Annotated in this window: 1 tRNA gene and 1 rRNA gene; both read left to right on the top strand. The window is 49.8% G+C overall.

The annotated features are described in order from the left end of the window. Positions 1-119 precede the first annotated feature (119 nt). Positions 120-195: transfer RNA gene (locus DL796_RS11670), tRNA-Ala, on the top strand. Positions 196-412: 217 nt separating this feature from the next. Beyond that, a 23S ribosomal RNA gene (locus DL796_RS11665) occupies positions 413-3,304 on the top strand. The last annotated feature ends 17 nt before the right edge of the window (positions 3,305-3,321 follow it).

Here is a 3,321-nt window from a genome sequence, read left to right as displayed (position 1 = left end):
TTTCAAGTCTGCCCAGACCTACCAAATTGGCTTTATGCTTTGTTAGTTACTTGGTCGTTTATTTTGAATAAACTCCCGCGTAACTGCCGCGCCTAAAGACCAATTGAGCACTAATTAATGGGGCTATAGCTCAGCTGGGAGAGCGCCTGCCTTGCACGCAGGAGGTCAGCGGTTCGATCCCGCTTAGCTCCACCATTTATTGGCATCACTATTGCAGTATTTAGATGTATAAGCAGACTTATACATCTGGATATTGACCAGAACAAGTTCTTTAACAATTTGGCAGAAGCGAGTAAAAATTTGTAAGCGAATAGTATTCATCATGTTAGAAAACGTAGTTAATCATCGAAGTCGGATGGTTGACGATATCTAGTTTGCTGATGATGTAGCTCCAAGATTCTTGGGGTTATATAGTCAAGTGACTAAGAGCATGCGGTGGATGCCTTGGCGACAGAAGGCGATGAAGGACGTGGTAGTCTGCGATAAGCCTCGGGGAGTTGACAACAAACGTTATATCCGAGGATTTCCGAATGGGGAAACCCAGCCAGTATAAGCTGGTTATTGTGCACTGAATACATAGGTGTACAAGGCGAACGCGGGGAACTGAAACATCTAAGTACCCGTAGGAAAAGAAATCAAACGAGATTCCCCTAGTAGCGGCGAGCGAACGGGGATTAGCCCTTAAGCTTCTTTTGAGTTAGTGGAAGTCTCTGGAAAGTGACGCGATACAAGGTGATAGCCCTGTACACGAAAGCGAATTAGAAGTGAAATCGAGTAGGTCGGGACACGTGTTATCTTGACTGAATATGGGGGGACCATCCTCCAAGGCTAAATACTCTCTGTCGACCGATAGTGAACCAGTACCGTGAGGGAAAGGCGAAAAGAACCCCAGTGAGGGGAGTGAAATAGACCCTGAAACCGCATGCTTACAAGCAGTGGGAGCCAGATTAAGTCTGGTGACTGCGTACCTTTTGTATAATGGGTCAGCGACTTACTCTTCTGTAGCGAGGTTAACCATTTAGGGGAGCCGTAGGGAAACCGAGTCTTAATAGGGCGAATGAGTTGCAGGAGGTAGACCCGAAACCCGGTGATCTATCCATGGTCAGGTTGAAGGTTGGGTAACACCAACTGGAGGACCGAACCCACTTATGTTGCAAAATGAGGGGATGAACTGTGGATCGGAGTGAAAGGCTAATCAAACCGGGAGATAGCTGGTTCTCCTCGAAATCTATTTAGGTAGAGCCTCGCGTATTACCCTAGGGGGTAGAGCACTGTTAAGGCTAGGGGGTCATCCCGACTTACCAACCCTTTGCAAACTCCGAATACCTAGGAGTACAGCGCGGGAGACACACTGCGGGTGCTAACGTCCGTAGTGGAAAGGGAAACAACCCAGACCGCCAGCTAAGGTCCCAAAGTTATAGCTAAGTGGGAAACGATGTGGAAAGGCTTAGACAGCTAGGAGGTTGGCTTAGAAGCAGCCATCCTTTAAAGAAAGCGTAATAGCTCACTAGTCGAGTCGGTCTGCGCGGAAGATTTAACGGGGCTAAGCTATACACCGAAGCTGCGGGATTACACTTTAGTGTAATCGGTAGAGGAGCGTTCTGTAAGCCGCTGAAGGTGAACTGAGAAGTTTGCTGGAGGTATCAGAAGTGCGAATGCTGACATGAGTAACGTTAATGCGGGTGAAAAACCCGCACGCCGGAAGACCAAGGGTTCCTGTTCGACGTTAATCGGAGCAGGGTGAGTCGGCCCCTAAGGCGAGGCAGAGATGCGTAGTCGATGGGAAACAGGTTAATATTCCTGTACCGGTATATATTGTGATGGAGAGACGGAGAAGGCTAGGCCAGCACACAGATGGTGTTGTGTTTAAGGTGGTAGGCTTGGAACTTAGGCAAATCCGGGTTCCTTTAAGGCCGAGAGCTGACGACGATCGCCCACGGGCGAGAAGTGGTTGATGCCATGCTTCCAGGAAAATCTTCTAAACTTCAGATATATACCGACCGTACCCCAAACCAACACTGGTGGTCAGGTAGAGAATACTAAGGCGCTTGAGAGAACTCGGGTGAAGGAACTAGGCAAAATAGCACCGTAACTTCGGGAGAAGGTGCGCCGGCTTTGGTGATGGGACTTGCTCCCTAAGCTGAGGCTGGTCGAAGATACCAGGTGGCTGCGACTGTTTATCAAAAACACAGCACTCTGCAAACACGAAAGTGGACGTATAGGGTGTGACGCCTGCCCGGTGCCGGAAGGTTAATTGATGGGGTTATCTTCGGAGAAGCTCTTGATCGAAGCCCCGGTAAACGGCGGCCGTAACTATAACGGTCCTAAGGTAGCGAAATTCCTTGTCGGGTAAGTTCCGACCTGCACGAATGGCGTAACGACGGCCACACTGTCTCCACCCGAGACTCAGTGAAATTGAACTCGCTGTGAAGATGCAGTGTTCCCGCGGCTAGACGGAAAGACCCCGTGAACCTTTACTATAGCTTCACACTGGACTTAGAACCTACTTGTGTAGGATAGCTGGGAGACTTTGAAGCATTGTCGCTAGATGATGTGGAGTCGTCCTTGAAATACCAGCCTGGTAGTTTTTGAGTTCTAACTCAGGCCCGTTATCCGGGTCGAGGACAGTGTGTGGTGGGTAGTTTGACTGGGGCGGTCTCCTCCCAAAGAGTAACGGAGGAGCACGAAGGTTGGCTAATCATGGTCGGAAATCATGAGGTTAGTGTAATGGCACAAGCCAGCTTAACTGCGAGACAGACACGTCGAGCAGGTACGAAAGTAGGTCATAGTGATCCGGTGGTTCTGAATGGAAGGGCCATCGCTCAACGGATAAAAGGTACTCCGGGGATAACAGGCTGATACTACCCAAGAGTTCATATCGACGGTAGTGTTTGGCACCTCGATGTCGGCTCATCTCATCCTGGGGCTGTAGCCGGTCCCAAGGGTATGGCTGTTCGCCATTTAAAGAGGTACGCGAGCTGGGTTCAGAACGTCGTGAGACAGTTCGGTCCCTATCTGCCGTGGGCGTTTGAGATTTGAGGAGAGCTGCTCCTAGTACGAGAGGACCGGAGTGGACGAACCTCTGGTGTTCCGGTTGTCACGCCAGTGGCATTGCCGGGTAGCTATGTTCGGACAGGATAACCGCTGAAAGCATCTAAGCGGGAAGCCCCCTCCAAGATGAGATCTCACTGAAACTTTAAGTTTCCTGTAGAGCCGTTGTAGACTACGACGTTGATAGGCAAGGTGTGGAAGCGTTGAGAGGCGTTAAGCTAACTTGTACTAATTGCTCGTGAGGCTTGACTATATAACCCCAAGAAATTG

This window comes from Kangiella spongicola (assembly GCF_003194565.2).
GTDB classification, from domain to species: domain Bacteria; phylum Pseudomonadota; class Gammaproteobacteria; order Enterobacterales; family Kangiellaceae; genus Kangiella; species Kangiella spongicola.
This window is presented reverse-complemented; position numbering and strand designations above follow the sequence as displayed.